Origin of the sequence: Acidiphilium sp. PA, from assembly GCF_026191915.1 — a bacterium.
Lineage (GTDB): Bacteria > Pseudomonadota > Alphaproteobacteria > Acetobacterales > Acetobacteraceae > Acidiphilium.
On record NZ_JAIMBY010000001.1, the window covers coordinates 422,777 to 443,831 of the forward strand.

17 protein-coding genes are annotated in these 21,055 nt (G+C 63.6%); 10 read left to right on the plus strand and 7 right to left on the minus strand.

What is annotated here, in order from left to right; all coding sequences use genetic code 11:
• Nucleotides 1-15: 15 nt before the first annotated feature.
• The 3 genes from AruPA_RS02000 to tkt are packed head-to-tail and all read right to left on the minus strand — an operon-like array spanning nucleotide 16 to nucleotide 4,287.
• Nucleotides 16-1,203 (minus strand): phosphoglycerate kinase, encoded by a 1,188-nt coding sequence (locus tag AruPA_RS02000; protein ID WP_029312847.1) that lies wholly within the window; start codon nucleotides 1,201-1,203, stop codon nucleotides 16-18.
• Nucleotides 1,203-2,216 carry a type I glyceraldehyde-3-phosphate dehydrogenase gene (gap, locus tag AruPA_RS02005; RefSeq protein WP_265634610.1) on the minus strand — a complete coding sequence of 338 codons (1,014 nt, stop codon included), beginning with the start codon at nucleotides 2,214-2,216 and terminating at the stop codon, nucleotides 1,203-1,205. Before gap ends, AruPA_RS02000 begins: the two co-directional genes overlap by 1 nt.
• 34 nt (nucleotides 2,217-2,250) lie before the next feature.
• Nucleotides 2,251-4,287, minus strand: coding sequence for a transketolase (tkt, locus tag AruPA_RS02010; protein ID WP_265634611.1), 2,037 nt, complete (start codon nucleotides 4,285-4,287; stop codon nucleotides 2,251-2,253).
• Between the two features lie 330 nt (nucleotides 4,288-4,617).
• Between tkt and AruPA_RS02015 the strand changes: the two genes are divergently transcribed.
• A complete protein-coding gene (locus AruPA_RS02015) occupies nucleotides 4,618-6,480 on the plus strand; it encodes an ABC transporter ATP-binding protein (RefSeq protein WP_265634612.1) in 1,863 nt (620 codons plus the stop codon).
• A 101-nt stretch (nucleotides 6,481-6,581) separates the two neighbouring features.
• Complete coding sequence (locus AruPA_RS02020; RefSeq protein WP_265634614.1) at nucleotides 6,582-8,336, plus strand: ABC transporter ATP-binding protein/permease; 1,755 nt, start codon at nucleotides 6,582-6,584, stop codon at nucleotides 8,334-8,336.
• Between the two features lie 86 nt (nucleotides 8,337-8,422).
• Here the strand turns inward: AruPA_RS02020 and AruPA_RS02025 are convergent, their stop codons facing one another.
• From AruPA_RS02025 to AruPA_RS02040, 4 genes are all read right to left on the minus strand, one after another.
• Nucleotides 8,423-8,740, minus strand: coding sequence for a hypothetical protein (locus tag AruPA_RS02025; protein WP_265634615.1), 318 nt, complete (start codon nucleotides 8,738-8,740; stop codon nucleotides 8,423-8,425).
• Nucleotides 8,741-9,144: 404 nt separating this feature from the next.
• The gene (locus AruPA_RS02030; protein ID WP_265634617.1) at nucleotides 9,145-9,618 is read right to left on the minus strand and encodes a hypothetical protein; all 474 of its coding nucleotides are present in this window, start codon (nucleotides 9,616-9,618) and stop codon (nucleotides 9,145-9,147) included.
• Between the two features lie 248 nt (nucleotides 9,619-9,866).
• On the minus strand, nucleotides 9,867-10,196 hold the full coding sequence (locus tag AruPA_RS02035) for a hypothetical protein (RefSeq protein WP_265634619.1): 330 nt from the start codon (nucleotides 10,194-10,196) through the stop codon (nucleotides 9,867-9,869).
• A 140-nt stretch (nucleotides 10,197-10,336) separates the two neighbouring features.
• Entirely contained in the window at nucleotides 10,337-11,491 is a 1,155-nt protein-coding gene (locus tag AruPA_RS02040) for a hypothetical protein (protein WP_265634620.1), read from the minus strand.
• A 203-nt stretch (nucleotides 11,492-11,694) separates the two neighbouring features.
• Between AruPA_RS02040 and AruPA_RS02045 the strand changes: the two genes are divergently transcribed.
• From AruPA_RS02045 to atpD, 8 genes are all read left to right on the plus strand, one after another.
• Nucleotides 11,695-12,390, plus strand: a complete 696-nt coding sequence (locus AruPA_RS02045; RefSeq protein ID WP_265634622.1) for a 50S ribosomal protein L25/general stress protein Ctc — start codon at nucleotides 11,695-11,697, stop codon at nucleotides 12,388-12,390.
• Between the two features lie 6 nt (nucleotides 12,391-12,396).
• Nucleotides 12,397-12,975, plus strand: coding sequence for an aminoacyl-tRNA hydrolase (gene pth / locus AruPA_RS02050; RefSeq protein ID WP_265634624.1), 579 nt, complete (start codon nucleotides 12,397-12,399; stop codon nucleotides 12,973-12,975).
• Between the two features lie 152 nt (nucleotides 12,976-13,127).
• Complete coding sequence (gene ychF / locus AruPA_RS02055) at nucleotides 13,128-14,222, plus strand: redox-regulated ATPase YchF (protein WP_265634626.1); 1,095 nt, start codon at nucleotides 13,128-13,130, stop codon at nucleotides 14,220-14,222.
• 9 nt (nucleotides 14,223-14,231) lie between these two features.
• Entirely contained in the window at nucleotides 14,232-16,397 is a 2,166-nt protein-coding gene (locus AruPA_RS02060; RefSeq protein ID WP_265634627.1) for a primosomal protein N', read from the plus strand.
• Between the two features lie 174 nt (nucleotides 16,398-16,571).
• Nucleotides 16,572-17,150 carry a F0F1 ATP synthase subunit delta gene (locus AruPA_RS02065; RefSeq protein WP_265634629.1) on the plus strand — a complete coding sequence of 193 codons (579 nt, stop codon included), beginning with the start codon at nucleotides 16,572-16,574 and terminating at the stop codon, nucleotides 17,148-17,150.
• Nucleotide 17,151: 1 nt separating this feature from the next.
• Entirely contained in the window at nucleotides 17,152-18,684 is a 1,533-nt protein-coding gene (atpA, locus tag AruPA_RS02070) for a F0F1 ATP synthase subunit alpha (protein WP_265634631.1), read from the plus strand.
• A gap of 16 nt (nucleotides 18,685-18,700) precedes the next feature.
• Nucleotides 18,701-19,597: a F0F1 ATP synthase subunit gamma gene (locus AruPA_RS02075; RefSeq protein WP_265634633.1), complete on the plus strand. Its 897-nt coding sequence runs from the start codon at nucleotides 18,701-18,703 to the stop codon at nucleotides 19,595-19,597.
• Between the two features lie 23 nt (nucleotides 19,598-19,620).
• The gene (gene atpD / locus AruPA_RS02080) at nucleotides 19,621-21,051 is read left to right on the plus strand and encodes a F0F1 ATP synthase subunit beta (RefSeq protein WP_265634635.1); all 1,431 of its coding nucleotides are present in this window, start codon (nucleotides 19,621-19,623) and stop codon (nucleotides 21,049-21,051) included.
• The last annotated feature ends 4 nt before the right edge of the window (nucleotides 21,052-21,055 follow it).

The following is a 21,055-nucleotide window of genomic DNA, read 5'->3' on the forward strand; positions in this document are numbered from 1 at the left end:
GCGGCGGCGAACGCCTCAGGCCGTGAGGACCGCAACCCCCGGCAGCGCCTTGCCTTCCATCCATTCCAGAAAGGCCCCGCCGGCGCTCGACACATAGGTCATCCGCTCGATGATCCCGGCCTGTTTCAGCGCGGCCACGGTATCGCCGCCGCCGCCCACCGAAATCATGCCGGAATCGGTCGCCGCCGCCACCGCGGCCGCGAGGCGCATGGTCGCGGCCTCGAACGGCGGCGTTTCGAACGCGCCCAGCGGGCCGTTCCAGATCAGCGTTTTCAGGCGCTTGATCGCCTGGATGATCGCATCCGTGGTCGCTGGCCCGACATCGAGCGCCATGGCATTCGCCGGCACCGCCTGGGCCGGGACCACCTGGGTCGCCGGATTGGCCGCGAAGGTTTCGCTCACCACGAAATCGACCGGCAGCAGGATCTGGCAATCATGCGCCGCCGCCGCCGCCATGATGTCGCGCGCCGTCTGGTGCAGCGCGGGTTCCTGCAAGGATTTGCCAAGCTCTGCCCCTTGCGCGGCCAGGAACGTGTTCGCCATCGCCCCGCCGATCACCAGCAGATCGACCTTGGTGATCAGATTGGTCAGCAGATCGAGCTTGGTGGACACTTTCGACCCGCCGACGATCGCCCCCACCGGCCGCGCCGGCGTGCCCAGCGCCGCGTTCAGCGCATCGAGCTCCGCCTGCATCAGCCGGCCGGCATAGGCGGGCAGCAGCCGCGCGATCCCCTCGGTCGTCGCATGGGCGCGGTGTGCGGCGGAAAACGCGTCATTGACGAACATTTCGCCATGCGTCGCGATCAGCGTGGCGAGCGCGACATCATTCGCCTCCTCGCCGGCGTAGAAACGGGTGTTTTCCAGCACCAGCACATCGCCGTTGCGCATCGCGGCGACCGCGCGCGCCACCGGCTCGCCGACGCAATCATCCACGAAGCCGATCGCGCGGCCGAGCACCTCGCCAAGGGCCGCGGCAACCGGACGGAGCGACATGCTCTCCACCCGCTTGCCCTGCGGCCGATCGAAATGCGACAGCACGATGACCTTGGCACCCTTGCCGGACAACTCGACGATGGTGGGCGAGAGGCGTTCCAACCTGGTCAGATCGGTAATTCTGCCATCGCGCAACGGCACGTTCAGATCCGCGCGCAGCAGCACGCGCTTGCCCGCAACCGCCACCCCGTCGAGCGTCCGGTACGCCATTACAGCGACCCGAACAGCGCCGCGGTATCGCTCATGCGATTCGAGAACCCCCATTCGTTGTCGTACCAGCCCATCACGCGCGCCAGCGCATGATCGACCACGGTGGTCTGCGGCGCATCGAAGCTGCACGAGAACGCGACGTGGTTGAAATCCGAACTCACCAGCGCCGCGGTCGAATAGTCGAGAATGCCCTTGAGCTTGCCCTCGCTCGCCGCCTTCATCGCCGCGTTGATCTCGTCCTTGCTCGCGTGTTTCTTCAAATTCACATCGAGCGAGACGAGCGACACGTTCGGCGTCGGCACGCGGATGGCGGTACCGTCCAGCTTGCCCGCCAGCTCCGGCAGCACCAGCCCGACCGCCTTGGCCGCCCCGGTCGAGGTCGGGATCATCGACAGCGCGGCCGCCCGCGCCCGATGGCGGTCCTTGTGCAGCGTATCCACCGTCTTCTGATCGCCGGTGTAAGAATGGATCGTTACCATATACCCGCGTTCGATGCCGAACGCCTCGTGCAGCACCATCGCCATCGGCGCCAGGCAGTTGGTAGTGCAGGACGCGTTGGAAATGATCGTCATGTCCTTGGTCAGCGACTGGTGATTGACGCCGTAGACGATGGTGGCATCCACCCCATCCGCCGGGGCCGAGACCAGCACCTTGCGCGCGCCCGCCTCGATCAGCCTGGCCGCCGCGTCGCGCTTGGTGAACAACCCGGTGCACTCCATCGCGACATCGACGCCCTGCAGCGGCACTTTCGACGGATCGCGCTCGGCTGAAACCCGGATCGGTGCATAGGTCCGCCCGGCGTGGGAAATCACCAGACTGTCGCCCTTGACCTCGACCTGGCCGGGGAACCGGCCGTGTACCGAATCATAGCGCAACAGATGCGCGTTGTCCTCGACGCTGCCCAGATCGTTGATCAACACGCATTCGATGTCGGTCCGCCCGCTTTCGATCATCGCGCGCAGCAGCAACCGACCGATGCGACCAAAACCATTGATCGCGACTTTGACAGCCATTCGTTAAGCCTCCGTTAAAAACCCAGATATCCCGTTACAGTTTCGCCTTGACGGCGGCAACCGCCGCTTCCGGCGTGATGCCGAAATGCTTGTACAGATCGGCCTCCGGCGCACTCGCGCCAAACCCGTGCATGCCGATGAACGTGCCGCTGTCCCCCAGCAGCCGCTCCCAGCCGAAGCCGCTCGCCGCCTCGATGCCGATGCGCGGTGCCTCGCCCAGTACCTCCATCCGGTAGCCATGATCCTGGCGCGCCAGCAATTCGAAACTCGGCACCGAGGCAACCGCGACCCCGATCCCCTCGCCCGCCAGCATCGCCTGCGCCTTGATCGCGATCGACACTTCCGATCCGGTGGCGATCAGTGTGGCGCGCCGCGCCCCGGTCGCGCCCTTGACGATATAGCCGCCCCGTGCCGATAGATTCTCCGCGCCATGGTCGCGCGGCAGCGCCGGCATCGCCTGGCGGCTCAGCACCAGCAGCACCGGCCCATCCTTGTGGTGCATCGCGATGTCCCAGCATTCGGCGGTCTCCATCGCATCGCCCGGGCGCAGCACCAGCACGTTCGGCATCGCGCGGAACGACGCCAGATGCTCGATCGGCTGGTGCGTCGGCCCATCGGCGCCGAGGCCGATGCTGTCGTGCGTCAGCACGAAAATGGAGCGCGCCTTCGAAATCGCCGCCAGCCGGATCGCCGGGCGGCAGTAATCGCTAAACACGAAGAACGTGCCACCATACGGAATCAGGCCGCCATGCAGCGCCAGCCCGTTCAGCGTGGCACCCATGCCATGCTCGCGCACCCCGAAATGGATGTAGCGGCCCGTGTAGTCGCCCGGCAGGCAGGTGCCCATCGATTTGACGAACGTGTTGTTCGACGGCGTCAGATCGGCCGAACCGCCGACCATCTCCGGCACCACCGGCACGATCGCCTCGAGCGCCATCTGGCTGGCCTGCCGCGTCGCGACATTCGGTTTGGTCTCCGCGATCCTGGCGCGCAGCTCATCCATCGCGCGGGCGTAGGCCGCCGGCAGCTCGCTGGCCATCGCGGCATCGAACTCGGCGCGCCGGTTGCTGCTCGCCATCCGCTTCAACCACGCGCGCCGCGGCGCCGCACCCTTGGCGCCCGCCGCGCGCCACGGCGTCAGAATATCCTCGGGCACGGTGAACGGCGGCGCGGTCCAGCCGAGCATTGCCTTGGCGGCGGCGGCTTCTTCGGTGCCGAGCGGCGAGCCATGGGTGCCCGACGTGCCCGCCTTATGCGGCGCGCCGAACCCGATGATGGTCTTGCAGGCGATCAGGGTCGGCTTGCGGCTGCGCATCGCCCATTTGATCGCATCCTCGATCGCGGCGGGGTCATGCCCGTCGATCCGCCGCGCCGCCCAACCGTATCCGATGAAGCGCCTGACCACGTCATCGGTCATCGCGATCTCGGTGCCGCCGTCGATCGAAATCGAATTATCGTCATACAGCACGGTCAGCTTGTTGAGCGCCAGATGCCCGGCGATCGCGCAGGCCTCGTGCGAAACGCCCTCCATCATGTCGCCGTCCGAGGCGATCACCCAGGTCCGGTGATCCACCAGCGATTTGCCGAACCGCGCCGCCAGCATTCTCTCGGCCAGCGCAAAACCCGTCGCGGTGGAAATCCCCTGCCCCAGGGGCCCGGTCGTCATTTCGATCGCCGGATGCTCGTGGCGCTCGGGGTGTCCCGCCGTGGTCGATCCCAGCGTGCGGAACGCCTTGAGATCATCGATCGACATATTCTCATAGCCGGTCAGATGCAGCAGGCTGTACAGCAGCATCGAGCCATGGCCCGCCGAAAGGATGAACCGGTCGCGATCCGCCCAATGCGGGTCCGCCGCATCGTATTTCATGAATTTGGTCCACAGCACCGCCGCCACATCCGCCATGCCGAGCGGCATTCCGGGATGGCCGTTCTTGGCGGCCTCGACCCCATCGATCGACAGGGCGCGCACGGCATTGGCCAACATCCGCGTCTCCGTCATCGGGCGCGCGAGCACCTCTTTCTGACGGGCGAGCGCAAGCTCGTTGCTGGCGTGATCGCTGGTGCTGGCCATGGTGATCCTCCTGTTGGGAAATCTCTTACGGTGCGCCGGAGACCTCGGCAAGACAGGGTTTGCATACATTCATTATGAATGAATGGGACGAAAACCGGTCGCCTCCAGCCCTGCTTAGCGTTGGCATCCGCGCCCGTCAGTTCAAGCCAAACCCACGTGACCCGATCACGAAATTGCGACAGCGCCGACCAAGGCGGTATTTTATGACCGGCGCAAGGCGGGAAACCATCCAAACAACCATCCGCAAGCCGCTGAAAGACAGAAAATAACGGCTGCTCCAATCCTCACTTTTTGCTTGACGCTACCCGGCCGCGGCAGCGATCAACCCCGATGTTTTCATTTTTCGAACACCTGCTCGACCCGACGGCGCGCCCGCCGCATCGCCCCATGCCCGTGCTGGGCGAACCCCGCGCGCTCGGCCGGTTCTATCTGCATTTCCTTCGTCAGGCGCCCTGGCTGATCGTCGGGCTGTTTGTCTCGGGCATCATGGTGGCCGGCCTCGATCTGACGCTGCCGCTGTTCATCGGCCAGATCACCAGCATTCTGTCGCACACCAAGCCGCAGACCCTGCTGGCGCTTCACTGGCGCATCCTTGCGCTGATGGGCTTCGTCGTGCTGATCCTCCGCCCGACCGTGCGGCTGATGCAGGATCTGTTCACCAATCAGGCGATCAACCCCGGCCTGACCAATCTGATCCGCTGGCAGAACCATTTTCATCTGGTGCGCCAGAGCTGGAGTTTCTTTCAGAACGATTTCGCCGGCCGCATTGCCAACCGCGTCATGCAGACAGGCCCGGCGCTGCGGGAATCGATGGTGATGGCCACCAACGCGGTCTGGTACTTCATCGTTTACGGCACCGCCGCCATCCTGCTGCTCAGTCACGCCGACTGGCGGCTCGGCCTGCCTATCCTGGCCTGGCTGATCGCATACGCAGGTCTCATGACCTTCACCGTGCCCCGCCTGCGCGAACGCTCGCGCGGCGTGTCCGAGGCACGCTCGGCCCTGACCGGCCGCATCGTCGACAGTTACACCAACATCCTGACCGTCAAACTGTTCGCCCGCTCGTCGGACGAAGATTCCTTCGTGCAGGAAACCGTCGATAACCACACACATATCTTCCGCCGCCAGACCCGCATGGTCACCGGCTGGATCTTCTCGCTCACCGTGCTGAACGCGCTGATGGTGGCCGGCACCGGCACCGTCGCCATCGCGCTCTGGGTCCACGGCAGGATCGGCCTCGCCGCCGTCGCCACCGCCCTGCCGATGGCCTGGAACATGGCGAATTTCTCGGGCTGGATTTCCATGAGCATCTCCACCATCTTCGAAAATCTCGGCGTCGTGCAGGACGGCATGCGCTCGATCGCCCAGCCCCGCCAGATAGGCGACGCGCCCGACGCCATCCCCTTCAAATTCCACCGGGGCCTGATCAGGTTCGAGCACGTCAGCTTCGACTACGGCCGCATCCGTGAAAAAGGCGCGCGGGGTGGTGTGCTGCACGATCTCTCGCTCGATATCCAGCCCGGCGAACGCGTCGGCCTGATCGGCCGCTCCGGCGCCGGCAAATCCACCCTGGTCAACCTGCTGCTCCGCTTCCACGACCCCGCCACAGGCCGCATCACCATCGATGGCCAGGATATCAAATCCCTCACCCAGGAATCGCTGCGCGGTGCCATCGGCATGGTGACGCAGGATACCTCGTTGCTGCACCGCTCGATCGCCGAAAACATCCGCTATGGCCGCCCCGAAGCGACCATGCAGGACGTGCTCGACGCCGCCCGCGAAGCACACGCGCTCGACTTCATCGAGGAACTCGAAGACTGGGATGGTCGGCGCGGCTTCGATGCCCATGTCGGTGAACGCGGCGTCAAACTGTCCGGCGGCCAGCGCCAGCGCATCGCCATCGCCCGCGTCATCCTCAAGGACGCACCCATCCTGGTGCTGGACGAAGCGACCTCGGCGCTCGATTCCGAAGTCGAGGCCGCCATCCAGGAACAACTGGCCGGCTTGATGGAAGGCCGCACCGTCATCGCCATCGCCCACCGCCTCTCGACCATCGCACGCATGGACCGCCTGATCATCCTCGACGCCGGCCGCATCGTCGAACAAGGCAAACACGAGGAACTGCTTGCGCGCGGCGGGATTTATGCGAATCTCTGGCGCCGGCAGTCGGGGGCTATGCAGATCGACGCGTAGGTGAAGAAGTAAGGCGTTCTTTTTTGAAAAAAAGAACCAAAAAACTTTTACGAATCAGGGACGCCCGCCACGGCCAATGCCGATGCTTCTAGGAGAGATTGATGGACGCTGACCTTGCCCGCACCGGATTTTTCTACAGGCTCCGCTATCTGGTCGGACCGTTTTTTCGCTCCGAGCGCAAAAAAACCGCCTGGTTTCTGGCGATCGTCAACGTCGTCCTGACACTGCTGGTCGTAGCAGCGAACTACGCCATCGTCGTCTGGAACGGCAGTTTCTACAACGCGATGCAGAAATACGACGTCAACCGCCTCTGGTTTCTCGGCTTCCTGTTCTTCGGCATCGTCGCCGTCATCACCCTGATCAGCACCGTGCAGCAATACACGATCCAGAAACTGCAAATCGAATGGCGCGGCTGGCTCACCAATCACCTGCTCGGCCGTTGGATGCGCAATCAAACCCATTACCGCATGCAGATCGATGCCACGAAGGTCGACAACCCCGACCAGCGTATTTCCGACGACGTCGATTTTTTCTCAGGCCAGACCGTCAACCTGCCGATCAACGCGCTGCAATCGGCGGTCACCATCGTCTCGTTCGGCTTCATGCTCTGGGGACTGTCGCGCAATCTCCGCATGTTCGGCGTCTACATCCCCGGCATGCTGTTCTGGTTCAATCTGGTATACGCCTTCGGCGGTACGTATCTGATGCTGCTGATCGGCCGTCCCCTGTTCTTTCTCAACAACATCCAGCAGCGCGCCGTCGGCGACTTCCGCTTCGAACTCATCCGAGTCCGCGATAATTCCGAAACCATCGCCACCGCCCATTCCGGCAGCGCCGAATCCGCCCGCCTGACCTCGCGTTTCGCACCGGTCGTCGATATCTTCTATCAACGAATCCGGCGGACCATCATGGTCAATCTGTTTTCGTTTTCCTACTCCGGCGCATCGGGCATTCTGCCGTTCCTGCTGGTGCTGCCCTCCTACCTCGCCAAACGCATCCTCATCGGCACCGTGTCGCAGACCTTCGGCGCCTTCAACCAGACGCAGCAGGCCTTCGCCTTCATCATCAACAATTTCAGCACGCTCGGATCGGGGTATCTGTCGATCACCGAATGGCGCGCCGTGATCGATCGTCTCTACACGCTCGAAGTCAGCCTCCGCCACCATGAAACCGACGCCGCCGCGCCCCAGATCGAATATGCAGCAAACCCCACCAGCGCCCTCGATATCGACAATCTCTCGCTGACCGTGCCCGACAATCGCTGCCTGATCGCCAACCTCAACCTCCACGTCGCCCCCGGCGACCGCGTGCTGATCAGCGGCCCGACCGGCTCAGGCAAAAGCACGCTCATCCGTGCCATCGCCGGCATCTGGCCGTTCGGCGCGGGCAGCGTCCGCACCCCTGCCGGGCGTGTGCTGTTCATCCCGCAACGCCCCTACCTGCCCAACGGCGCCCTGATCCAGAGCCTCACCTTCCCCTACAACCAACCGCTCGACCCCACCCGCGTCGCCGCCGTGCTGACCAGCGTCGGCCTCGGCCGCCTCGCTACCAAACTGGACACCGCCGAACCCTGGGACCGCGAACTCTCCCCCGGCGAACAACAACGCATCGCCTTCGCCCGCTGCATCCTGCTCGAACCCGACGTCATCATTCTCGATGAAGCCACCTCCGCCCTTGATGAAGACTACGAAGCCCTGATGTACCAAACCCTCACCACCGCCCTGCCCCGCGCCACCATCATCAGCGTCGGCCACCGCTCCACCATCGTGAAATACCACACCCGCCGCCTCCGCCTGACCGGCGACAGCGCCTGGCACGACGAAGCCATCAACCCGATTCAGGCCGCCGCCGACTGACCCGCCAATTGACGCTTGGAAAGCCAGGAACCCTGTTCTCTTTTGCAAAAAAGAACCAAAAAACGCTCGATCATCAGGCCGCCCCGCTACCGCGGCAGCAGCACAGCCTCAAACCACCGATGCCTCATGCCACGCACCAGACCGAACACCCCAAAAAATAGGCCGATCAATGAAAGACCCGCCGCTAAAAAACTGTCTGCCGCTCCAAGTGCCGGATTGTGAACCCCATAATGCAGCCAGACTACCAAGGCAATAATAAAGGTCAAAAACTGCAATACCAAAAAAACAATCGTCCAAAGCTTAAGAATTTGAATAACAATAACTTGTTTTCTTATGGCACTAAAGTATGTAAACAAACCAACGAATAGTCCGCCACTTAAGCTTGCGATTATGATCAAATCCATGTCGAACTCTATACTTCCACGTCGGATCAATACGCCGGACGTCACCAGAGTGAAGACGTAGGAAAACATCGCACAAATCAAATAAAAAGCGAACCGCTTCACCTCCGCTAAACGGTCATATTCACCTTCCCCTGAATCCAACCGATAATTTATCATCTCTTGCCTTTCACCCGCTTGGCATGAGTTCCTCCTATCAGATGCAACGTGATCGGAAACATGCTCTTAATCTTCAATTTAGCCTCAGCCGGACTATTATGAATCCCACCGAACCGGGCAGCTTGGTAACTCGACCCCACCTGCCGCGGCATATGAGAAGCGGCGCGGGCCGTACCGGCCGCTAACCATGCCCCTGCACTATGCGCCCATCGTCCCGCAGTAGCCGCAATGCCCATGAAGCCGCTCCGCTACCGCGGCAGCAGCAAAGCCTCGAACCACCGATGCCTTATGCCACGCACCAGGCCGAACACTCCGAAAAACAGGCCGATCAACGAAAGTCCCGCCGCCATCGCGCTGTCTGCCCCTGCAAGCGCCGGATTGTGCACCCCGTAGTGCAACCAGACCGCAAGTGCGACCACAAGAACCAAACATTGCAACGTAAGAAAGCCGATCGTCCACACCCTGAGAATGGGAATAACGATCATTCGCTTTCTGATGACACCAAAATACATAAAAAACAGAAAGATAACGCCGAGACTTATGCCCACGGCCACGATTAAATTCATATCAAAGTCTATACTTCTACGAAATATCAAAACTCCAGCAGTAACGAGTGCGAAACCATAAGAATTCATCGCACAAATCAAATAAAACCCGAAACGCTTCCCTTCAGCAAAACGATCATCATCACGTACCCTTGGTTCGAATCGAAAGTTTTTCATTTCTTACCCTTTACCCGCTTGGCATGGGTTCCGCCAATCAGATACAACGTGATCGGAAACATGCTCTTAATCTTCAATTTAGCCTCACCCGGACTATTATGAATCCCACCGAACCGGGCAGCTTGGTAACTCGACCCAACCTGCCGCGGCATATGAGAAGCGGCGCGGGCCGTACCGGCCCTTTAACCATGCCCTGCACGATGCGCCCATCGTCCCGCAGTAGCCGCAATACCCATGAAGCCGCCCCGCTACCGCGGCAGCAGCACAGCCTCGAACCACCGATGCCTTATGCCACGCACCAGGCCGAACACTCCGAAAAACAGGCCGATCAACGAAAGTCCCGCCGCCATCGCGCTGTCTGCCCCTGCAAGCGCCGGATTGTGCACCCCGTAGTGCAACCAGACCGCAAGTGCGACCACAAAGACCAAACATTGCAACGTAAGAAAGCCGATCGTCCACACCCTGAGAATGGGAATAACGATCATTCGCTTTCTGATGACACCAAAATACATAAAAAACAGAAAGATAACGCCGGTACTTATACCCACGGCCACCATTATCTGAGTATCAAAATCCATACTTCTACGAAATATCAAAACTCCAGCAGTAACAAGTGCAAAAGTATAAGAATACATCGCACAAATCAAATAAAAAGCGAACCGCTTCACCTCCGCTAAACGGTCATGTTCACCTTCCCCTGAATCCAACCGATAATTTATCATCTCTTGCCTTTCACCCGCTTGGCATGGGTTCCGCCAATCAGATGCAACGTAATCGGAAACATGCTCTTAATCTTCAATCTGGCCTCGCCGGGACTATTATGAATGCCACCGAACCGGGCAGCTTGGTAACTCGACCCAACCTGCCGCGGCATATGAGAAGCGGCGCGGGCCGTGCCGGCCCCTAACCATGCCCCGGCACTATGCGCCCATCGTCCCGCCGCAGCATCGATGCCGGTGAAACCGCTCCGTATCGAAACATCCATGCTGGTCAAATCCGCCATCGCACCATCGCGAATATCGTGCCAATTAACTTCATCGTTGATCAGACCGATCGCATCAGCCGGCAATGCAACACGCGTCAGTAGCGTTAGATCGCGCTTGATATCCACCAGATTTTCCCGCAACTCATGAACGCTCTCCTTGAGGAACTCATATGAATCGCGCGCCGCCAGATCGCCCTCGGCGCCGATGAACGCCTCCGTCGCCCTCATTTCCCGCAGCACCGCTTTCGCGCGCGTCAGCATCTGGGCCCGTAATTCAGTCAAAAGACGTACATCACGCGGAATACTGAATGCCAAAAATATATCGTGCGCAACCGCCGGCAATGCGATGATCGGTCCCCACGTCTCGATGAAATTGTAGGTTTTGCTCGCTTTCAGGGACCGCGCGTAATCCGTTCCGGTGGCTTTATCAATCGCCTCCGAAATCGTCATCCTTCCATCGGCCAGCAGAAGAGCCACCCCATCCAAAAGTTCGACCGCCGTGAACGCCGCCATGAAAATAACACCAGCCGTCAAAGTGGCATCCGCAGCAGCGGCAAAGGCCGCGACGATCGCTGCGGACGCGGCAGCTACCGAAAGATAAACGAACGCCGCATCCCCCACGTCATTCGCCACCTCCCAAGCCATTTTTCCAGCCGATACATCATCGAGCTTCGGCCCCGGCTTCTTCACATGATCCGCCGTCACGACCATCAGTTCCGAATACCCGTTCGGATACGGCAGACATGGCTGGAGGAACTGGCACTGATCCCCGTCTCGCCACATGATCCCCATGTTCGCCGCACGCGTGACGCCAAGCTTGTGACCGATCAAACGGTTCAGCCCGATTTTCGCCCGGACCGGATCACCAAACGGACCGTATGAAATCATGCACACCCCCCACGTTACCGAAAATCTAACAGTTTCCACGCGACCCGTCACCGGCCGTTTTCCACCCCGCACCCCCACGCGGATCAGTAACGCCCACCCGCCACCCCGGCCGCCGCTTGCCTAACCCCCCCCGATCCGCTACTGCCCGCCCCAGTCGGCACCCCTGGAGGCCGACCTTTTTTCATTGGTTGAAGGAGCGACACATGGCCAATTTCGAGACTATTGCGGCCGAGGATCGCGCGCGGGCCGGCAAGGGGGTGGCGCGGGCGACACGGCGAGCCGGCATGGTGCCCGGCGTGATCTATGGCGCGAAACAGGACCCTACCCTGATCGCGATCGACCCGCGCGTGGTGATGCGCGAACTCAAGCGCGGCGGCTGGCGTTCGCGCCTGTACGAAATCGAAACCGCCACCGGCAAGACGCGCGCCCTGATGCGCGACGTGCAGTTCCACCCGGTGACCGACCAGCCCGAACACATCGATTTCCAGCGCCTCGCGGTTGGTGAGCCGGTCCGCGTCGCGGTTGCGGTCAATTTCATGAACGAATTGCTCTCGGTCGGCATGAAGCGCGGCGGTGTGCTGAACGTGGTGCGGCACGCGGTCGAAGTGTGGTGCGATCCGGATACGATCCCCGACCATTTCGAAGCCGATCTCGGCCCGCTCGACATCAACGACAACATCCGCTGGCACGATCTGAAGGGCACCGAAAAGACCCGCCCCACCATCATCGACCGCGATTTCGTCATCGCGACGGTCGCCGCCCCCACTGTCATCGCCGAAGCGGCGCCGGAACCGGGTGCGGCAGCGGCGGCAGCACCGGCCAAGGGTGGCAAGGGTGGTCCCGCCAAGGCAGCCGCACCGGCGGCCAAGGCGCCGGCCAAGCCAGCCGCCAAGAAGTAACCCGCCGTGAAGCTGTGGGTCGGCCTCGGCAATCCCGAACCGGGAATGGCGCGGCACCGGCACAACATCGGCTTCATGGCGATCGACATCATCGCCGACCGCCACGGGTTCACCCCCTGGCGGCGGCGGTTTTCCGGTCTGGTGGCCGAGGGCACGATCGGCGGCGAAAAAATCGTCGCCCTCAAACCACTGACCTACATGAACGATTCCGGCCTCTCGGTGCAGCCGGCCGCCGCCTTCTATAAGCTCGAACCCGCCGCCATCACCGTTTTCCACGACGAGCTCGACCTCGCGCCCGGCAAAATCCGGGTCAAGCAAGGCGGCGGTGCCGCCGGCCACAATGGGCTGCGCAGCATGGACCAGCATCTCGCCGCGCCGGAGTATTGGCGCGTCCGCCTCGGCATCGGCCACCCGGGTGACAAAGCCCGCGTCCACGGCTGGGTGCTGGGCAATTTCGCCAAGGGCGACGAAGATTGGTTGATCCCGACGCTGGAATCGGTGTCGGACGCAGCGCCGCTGCTGGCGCAGGGCAAGCCAGAGGAGTTCATGACCAGGGTGGCGCTGGAGACGAAGGGGGTAGGGTAAGGGTTCTTTTTTGTAAAAAAGAACCAAAAAACTTTCTGACTCCAGTGCATTGCCCCTGACGGCCGTGCGCCCCCGAACCAGCAAATAAAAGTTTTTTGCTTCTTTTTTCCAAAAAAGACGTCTTCTTCCTCACCCAACCACTAGGCAAAACCATGGGCTTCAACTGCGGCATCGTCGGCCTCCCCAACGTCGGCAAATCCACTCTGTTCAACGCGCTCACCGCCACCGTCGCGGCGCAGGCGGCGAACTATCCATTCTGCACCATCGAGCCCAACGTCGGCCGCGTCGCCGTGCCCGATCCCAGGCTCGACGCCCTGGCGAAAATCGGCAAATCGGTGAAAATCGTCCCGACCAGCCTCGAATTCGTCGACATCGCCGGCCTGGTGCGGGGTGCTGCGAAAGGGGAGGGTCTCGGCAACCAGTTCCTCGCCAACATCCGCGAGGTCGATGCCATCATCCACGTCCTGCGCTGCTTCGTCGATGACGATGTCACCCATGTCGAAGGCAGCATCGACCCGCTGCGCGACGCGGAGACCGTCGAGACCGAGCTGATGCTCGCCGATCTCGACAGTCTGCTCAAGCGCGTCCCCAACCTGCAGAAAAAAGCCCGCGGCAACGACCGTACCGCCGCCGCGGAACTCGCCCTGGTCGAACCCATCCTCGCGGCCCTCGAAGCCGGCAAACCCGCCCGCACCGCCATCCCCAAGGGCGAGGAGGAGGCGGTCCGCCGCCTCAACCTGCTCACAGCCAAGCCGGTCCTGTTCGTCTGCAATGTCGAGGAAGCCTCGGCGGCCACCGGCAACGCCCAATCCGCGCGCGTCGCCGCCATGGCCGCCGCCCAGGGGGCACGATCCGTCGTCGTCTCCGCAGCGATCGAGGCGGAGGTCGCCCAGCTCCCGCTCGCCGAACGCGCCGAATTCCTCGAAGGCCTCGGCCTGTCGGACTCCGGGCTCGACCGCGTGATCCGCGCCGGCTACGAGCTTTTAGGACTGATTACCTATTTCACGGTCGGCCCCAAGGAAACCCGTGCTTGGACCATCACGCGCGGTATGCTTGCCCCCGCCGCCGCCGGCGTGATCCATGGCGATTTCGAACGCGGCTTCATCGCCTGCGAAACCATCGCGTACGAAGACTATATCGCCCATAACGGCGAAGCCGGCGCGCGCGAGGTCGGCAAGCTGCGCATCGAAGGCCGCAACTACACCGTCCAGGACGGCGACGTCCTGCTGTTCCGCTTCAACGTCTGAGACCGCGCGATGGCCGCGACACGGGTTGCGGTATTGCTGCCCTACCCGTTCGACCGCGCGTTCGCCTACACATTGCCCGATGCGCTCGTCACGACGCCCGACACCTTGCCAAAAGGCACCATCGTCACCGTGCCGCTCGGCAAGCGCATGGTGCCCGGCGTGGTGTGGGACGATCCGCCCGACGCCGCCATGCCGGACCAGCGCCTGAAACCCATCGCGGCCATCATCGACGCACCAACCCTGCCGGCAACCCTGCGCCGCTTCATCGATTGGGTCGCCAATTACACCATGGCCCCGCGCGGCGAGGTGCTGGCCCTCGCCCTGAAATCCAACCTGCTCGACCGCCCGCCCGACCGCTTCGGCTGGGCCGCGACCAGCGCCACCGCAACCAGCCCCCGCCGCCAGGCCGTGCTCGATGCCCTCGCCACGCTCGACCGGCCGGACACCGCCGCCCTCGCCGCCGCCGCCGGCGTCTCGCCCGGCACCGTCCGCGCCATGGCCGATGCAGGGCTGCTCACGCAAATCCGGCGCGATCCCGGCGCCGCGCGGCTTGATCCCGATGCCGCACCCCCCATCCTATCGCCCGAACAGACCACCGCCGCGGACGCCATCCGCGCCAGCATCGCCGCCAAGGCGTTCAGCGTCACCTTGCTCGAAGGCGTCACCGGCTCGGGCAAAACCGAAATTTATTGCGAAGCCGTCGCGCAAGCCCTGCGCCAGGGCCGGCAGGCCTTGATCCTGCTGCCCGAAATCGCGCTCTCCACCCAGTTCACCGCCCGCCTCGCCGCCCGCTTCGGCGCTGCTCCCACGCTCTGGCATTCCGGCCTCTCGCCCGCGACACGCCGCGCCAACTGGCACGCCATTGCCAACGGCACCGCCCAGCTCGTGCTCGGCGCGCGCTCCGCCCTGTTCCTGCCCTTCACCGATCTCGGCGCGATCATCGTCGATGAGGAACACGAAGCCGCCTACAAACAGGAAGACGGCGTCATCTACCACGCGCGCGACATGGCGGTGGTCCGCGCCCGCCTCTCGGCCGCCGGCTGCATCCTCGCCTCCGCCACGCCGAGCCTGGAATCCGCGATCAATGCCGAGGCCGGGCGCTACCGCCACCTCACCCTCACCGCCCGCCACGGCGGTGCCGCGATGCCGGCCATCGAAACCCTCGACCTCCGCCTCGCCCCACCGCCGCGCGGCAAATTCCTCTCCCCGGTGCTGATCGAAGCCCTCACCGCCACGATCGCCGCCGGCGGCCAGGCGATGCTGTTCCTCAACCGCCGCGGCTACGCCCCGCTCACGCTCTGTCGCGCCTGCGGCCACCGCGTCACCTGCCCCAACTGCACCGCCTGGCTGGTCGAACACCGCGCCCGCATCAGCCTGCTCTGCCACCATTGCGGCCATACCGAGCGCCAGCCCACCCTCTGCCCGTTCTGCAGCGCCGAACACAGTTTTGTGCCGATCGGCCCGGGCGTCGAACGCATCGCCGAGGAAGTCGCCGAACTCTTCCCCGGCGTCCGCCACATCGTCATGGCGAGCGACGTCATCACCACGCCCGAACAAGCCGCCGCCGCCACCCGCGCCATCATCGCGCATGACGTCGATCTCATCATCGGCACCCAGATGATCGCCAAGGCCTGGCACTTCCCCGACCTCACCCTGGTCGGCGTGGTCGATGCCGATCTCGGCCTCGGTGGCGGCGATCTGCGCGCCGGTGAACGCAGCGCCCAGCTGCTCCACCAGGTCGCCGGCCGCGCCGGGCGCGCTGCCCTGCCCGGCCGCGTCATCCTGCAAACTTTCGCGCCGGATCACCCGGTGATGCGGGCCCTCTGCGCGGGTGATCTCTCAGGCTTCCGCGCCGCGGAGGCCGCCTTGCGCGAACCCGGTCACTGGCCGCCGTTCGGGCGTCTCGCCGGCCTGATCGTCAGCGCCGATCAGGCCGAAATCGCCGATGCCGCCGCCAACGCCCTCGCCCGCACCGCGCCCACCGAGGAAGTCATCGTCCTCGGCCCCGCGCCCGCGCCCTTCGCCATGCTGCGCGGCCGCCACCGCCGCCGCCTGTTGCTGCGCGCCCCCCGCGCCGTCGCCCTGCAACCGATCATCCGCGCCTGGCTCGCCCGTGCGACCCTGCCCCGCGCCGCCCGCATCGATATCGACATCGATCCCATCTCGTTCCTGTGATCACCCCTCTTATTCTCAGGACCGAATGCGTTGCGCGGACCGGATGCCTATGCTAGTGGCGCGCATCGCTCGAAGGAGCGAACGGACAGACGCGCCCACGGTGATTGCACGGTCATCGCAAGACGTCCTTCCGGGGTTGAAACGTCAGAATGAACCGAGAGCAGGGTCCAACTTGTGTCGTCCACCATTGCCGCATCCCCGATCGCTGACCGCGCCTCCGGTCTGTCCGCCCGCTACGCAAGGGCGCTCTACGACCTCGCGGACGAGCGCAAGCAGCTCGACCAGACCGTCAGCGAAATGGCTGCCCTCGGCAGCCTGATCGGCGACTCCGCCCCGCTGCGCCAGCTGATCGCCAGCCGCTCGATCGATGCCGCCGAAGCCGCGCGCGCGATGGAAGCCGTGCTGGCCGGCCAGGGATTTTCCGACCTCGTGCGCCATTTCATCGGCACCGCCGTCGCCAACCGCCGCCTGCGCGACCTGCCGGAACTGATCAGCGGGTTCGCTGCTTACGTCGCGGCCAAGCGCGGCATCATGACCGCCGAGGTCGCCTCCGCCCACCCGCTCACCGATACCCAGCGTGCCCAGCTTGGCGCCCGCCTTGCGGAAGCCGGCTACGGGCGCGTCACCATCCGCGAATCGGTCGATCCCAGCCTCCTCGGTGGCCTGGTTGTGAAGATCGGTTCGAAACTCTACGACACCAGCTTGAAATCGCGCCTGCAACGGCTGCGCTTTGTAATGAAGGGAGCCGCCTGACATGGACATCCGTCCCGCCGAAATCTCCGAAATCCTGAAAAAGCAGATCGCGAGTTTCGACACCGAAACCGACGTGGCCGAAACCGGCCAGGTCCTCTCCGTCGGTGACGGCATCGCCCGCGTGTTCGGCCTCGCCAACGTCATGGCCGGCGAAATGGTCGAGTTCCCGAGTGCCGGCGTCAAGGGCATGGCGCTCAACCTCGAAAACGACAATGTCGGCATCGTCATCTTCGGCGAAGACCGCGCGGTCCGCGAGGGCGACACCGTCACCCGCACCGGCCAGATCGTTGATGTCCCGGTCGGCAAGGGCCTGCTCGGCCGCGTGGTCGATGCGCTCGGCAACCCGATCGACGGCAAGGGCCCGATCGAATTCACCGAACGCCGCAAGGTCGAGGTCAAGGCCCCCGGCATCATGCCGCGCCAGTCGGTGTTCGAACCGATGCAGACCGGCATCAAATCGATCGACGCCCTGGTGCCGATCGGTCGCGGCCAGCGCGAGCTGATCATCGGCGACCGCCAGACCGGCAAGACCGCCGTCATCATCGACACCATCCTGAATCAGAAGCCGCTCAACGCGCAGGATGACGAAAACAAAAAACTCTACTGCATCTACGTGGCGATCGGCCAGAAGCGCTCCACCGTCGCCCAGCTGGTCCGCACACTCGAGGAAAACGGCGCGATGGAATACTCCATCGTCATCGCCGCCACCGCCTCCGAACCCGCCCCGATGCAGTTCCTCGCCCCCTACACGGGCTGCGCGATGGGCGAATATTTCCGCGACAATTCCATGCATGCCCTGATCGTGTACGACGATCTTTCCAAACAGGCGGTCGCCTACCGCCAGATGTCCCTGCTGCTGCGCCGCCCGCCCGGCCGCGAAGCCTATCCGGGCGACGTGTTCTACCTCCACTCGCGCCTGCTCGAACGCGCCGCCAAAATGTCCGATGAATTCGGCGGCGGCAGCCTCACCGCCCTGCCGGTGATCGAAACCCAGGCCGGCGATATCGGCGGCTACATCCCGACCAACGTGATCTCGATCACCGATGGCCAGATCTTCCTCGAAACCGAGCTGTTCTTCAAAGGCATCCGCCCCGCCGTCAACGTCGGCGCCTCGGTCTCGCGCGTCGGCTCCGCCGCGCAGATCAAGGCGATGAAACAGGTCGCCGGCAAGATCAAACTCGAGCTCGCCCAGTACCGCGAAATGGCCGCCTTCGCCCAGTTCGCCTCCGACCTCGATGCCTCGACCCAAAAGCTCCTCGCCCGCGGCGCGCGCCTCACGGAATTGCTCAAACAGCCGCAATACAAGCCCCTGCCGGTCGAAGAGCAGGTCGTCTCCATCTTCGTCGGCACCCGCGGCTATCTCGACGCCATCGCGATCGACCGGATCGGCGATTTCGAGGCCCAGCTCCTCTCCGAGCTGAAAGCCCAGTCGCCCGACATCATGGACGCGATCCGCAACGACCGTGAAATCAAGAAAGAAACCGAGGCCAAGCTGATCGCGTTCGTCAAATCCTTCGCCAACAGCTTCGCGTGATCGGCGGAACCCCGCGATGCCCAGCCTGAAATCCCTCCGCAACCGGATCTCCAGCGTCAAATCGACGCAGAAGATCACCAAGGCGATGAAAATGGTCGCGGCCGCCAAGCTGCGCCGCGCCCAGAGCCAGGCCGAGGCCGCGCAACCCTATGCCACCCGCATGGCGGCGATGATGGCGGCCCTCGCCCAGGGGGCCGCCAGCAATCCCAACGCGCCGAAACTCCTGGTCGGCACCGGTGCCGACAAGCGCCACCTGATCGTCGCCGTCACCGCCGATCGTGGCCTGGCCGGCCCCTTCAACGCCGCGCTCAGCCGCGCCGCCAAGGCCCGCGTCCGCGCCCTGCAGGCCGAGGGCAAGACGGTTCAGCTGTTCGCGGTCGGCCGCAAGGGCCGCGATTCCTTCCGCCGCGACATGGCCGACCTTATGATGGGCGACGTCAATTTCGTCGGCCGCAAGACCGTCGAGTTCAAGGACGCCGAGGCCATCGCCGATCGCATCATCGCCGCCTTCAACGATGGTCAGTTCGACGTCTGTACCTTGATGTTCAACAAATTCGTCTCGGTCATGGTGCAGACCGTCGCCGAAACCCCGCTCATCCCGGCCGCCGGCGGCCCCGCAAACGATAACCAGCGCCCGGAGAGCGACGCATCCGGCTCGGCCGATTACGAAATCGAACCCGATGACGGCTCCCTGCTCGACCGCCTGCTGCCGCGCAACCTCGCCATCCAGATCTACCGCGCCCTGCTCGAAAGCAGCGCCGGCTTCTACGCGAGCCAGATGACCGCGATGGACGGCGCCTCCCGCAACGCCGGCGACATGATCAACCGCCTGACCATGAACTATAACCGCACACGCCAGGCCAACATCACCCGCGAACTGATCGAGATCATCTCCGGCGCCGAAGCGCTGTGAGACCGAGTTAGGAAAACAATATCATGGCAAGCAATAACACCGGCCGCATCACCCAGATCATGGGCCCCGTGATCGACGTTCAGTTCGAAGGCGAACTCCCCTTCATCCTCAACGCGCTCGAAACCCGCGTCGGCGACCGCCGTCTGGTGCTCGAAGTCGCCCAGGAAATCGGCGAACGCACCGTCCGCTGCATCGCGATGGACAGCACCGATGGCCTGGCCCGCGGCGCCGAAGTGTCCGACACCGGGGCCGCCATCTCGGTTCCGGTCGGTCCCGAAGTGCTCGGCCGCATCCTCAACGTGATCGGCGAAGCGATCGACGAACGCGGCCCGATTGGTGCTAAAACCACCATGCCGATCCACCGCGATGCCCCCAGCTTCGAAGATCAGGCGACCTCCTCGGAAATCCTGGTCACCGGCATCAAGGTCATCGATCTGCTCGCCCCCTATCTCAAGGGCGGCAAGATCGGCCTGTTCGGCGGCGCCGGCGTCGGCAAGACCGTGCTGATCCAGGAACTGATCAACAACATCGCCAAAGGCCACGGCGGCGTCTCGGTGTTCGCCGGCGTCGGCGAGCGCACCCGCGAGGGCAACGATCTCTACCACGAAATGATCGATGCCGGCGTCATCAAGCTCGGCGAGGACACCACCGCAGGTTCCAAGGTCGCCCTCGTCTACGGCCAGATGAACGAGCCGCCCGGTGCGCGCATGCGCGTCGGCCTCTCCGGCCTCACCATGGCCGAATATTTCCGCGACGAGGAAGGCCAGGACGTGCTGTTCTTCGTCGACAACATCTTCCGCTTCACCCAGGCCGGCGCCGAAGTTTCCGCCCTGCTGGGCCGCATCCCGTCGGCGGTCGGCTATCAGCCGACGCTCGCGACCGACATGGGCGCGCTGCAGGAACGCATCACCTCGACCAAAAAAGGCTCGATCACCTCGGTCCAGGCGATCTACGTCCCCGCCGACGACCTCACCGACCCCGCGCCCGCCGCCTCCTTCGCCCATCTCGATGCCACGACCACGCTGAACCGCGCAATCTCCGAAAAAGGCATCTACCCCGCAGTCGACCCGCTCGACTCCACCTCCCGCGCGCTCGACCCGCGCATCGTCGGCGAAGAACACTACAACACCGCGCGCGAAGTGCAGCGCATCCTGCAAAGCTACAAATCCCTGCAGGACATCATCGCCATTCTCGGCATGGACGAGCTTTCCGAGGACGATAAACTCACCGTCGCCCGCGCCCGCAAGATCGAACGCTTCCTCTCGCAGCCCTTCCACGTCGCTGAGGTTTTCACCGGTTCGCCCGGCCTGTTCGTCGCCGTCGAAGACACCGTCCGCAGCTTCAAGGCCATCTGCGCCGGCGAATACGATCACCTGCCGGAAGCCGCCTTCTACATGGTCGGCACCATCGAGGACGCGGTGAAGAAAGCCGAATCCCTCAACGCCACCGTCTGATCCG

Coding starts and splice junctions, on each gene's coding strand:
- AruPA_RS02000 (WP_029312847.1), bottom strand. CDS start 1,203: ATGGCGTACCGGACGCTCGACGGGGTGGCGGTTGCGGGCAAGCGCGTG.
- gap (WP_265634610.1), bottom strand. CDS start 2,216: ATGGCTGTCAAAGTCGCGATCAATGGTTTTGGTCGCATCGGTCGGTTG.
- tkt (WP_265634611.1), bottom strand. CDS start 4,287: ATGGCCAGCACCAGCGATCACGCCAGCAACGAGCTTGCGCTCGCCCGT.
- AruPA_RS02015 (WP_265634612.1), top strand. CDS start 4,618: ATGTTTTCATTTTTCGAACACCTGCTCGACCCGACGGCGCGCCCGCCG.
- AruPA_RS02020 (WP_265634614.1), top strand. CDS start 6,582: ATGGACGCTGACCTTGCCCGCACCGGATTTTTCTACAGGCTCCGCTAT.
- AruPA_RS02025 (WP_265634615.1), bottom strand. CDS start 8,740: ATGGATTTGATCATAATCGCAAGCTTAAGTGGCGGACTATTCGTTGGT.
- AruPA_RS02030 (WP_265634617.1), bottom strand. CDS start 9,618: ATGAAAAACTTTCGATTCGAACCAAGGGTACGTGATGATGATCGTTTT.
- AruPA_RS02035 (WP_265634619.1), bottom strand. CDS start 10,196: ATGGATTTTGATACTCAGATAATGGTGGCCGTGGGTATAAGTACCGGC.
- AruPA_RS02040 (WP_265634620.1), bottom strand. CDS start 11,491: ATGATTTCATACGGTCCGTTTGGTGATCCGGTCCGGGCGAAAATCGGG.
- AruPA_RS02045 (WP_265634622.1), top strand. CDS start 11,695: ATGGCCAATTTCGAGACTATTGCGGCCGAGGATCGCGCGCGGGCCGGC.
- ychF (WP_265634626.1), top strand. CDS start 13,128: ATGGGCTTCAACTGCGGCATCGTCGGCCTCCCCAACGTCGGCAAATCC.
- AruPA_RS02060 (WP_265634627.1), top strand. CDS start 14,232: ATGGCCGCGACACGGGTTGCGGTATTGCTGCCCTACCCGTTCGACCGC.
- atpA (WP_265634631.1), top strand. CDS start 17,152: ATGGACATCCGTCCCGCCGAAATCTCCGAAATCCTGAAAAAGCAGATC.
- AruPA_RS02075 (WP_265634633.1), top strand. CDS start 18,701: ATGCCCAGCCTGAAATCCCTCCGCAACCGGATCTCCAGCGTCAAATCG.
- atpD (WP_265634635.1), top strand. CDS start 19,621: ATGGCAAGCAATAACACCGGCCGCATCACCCAGATCATGGGCCCCGTG.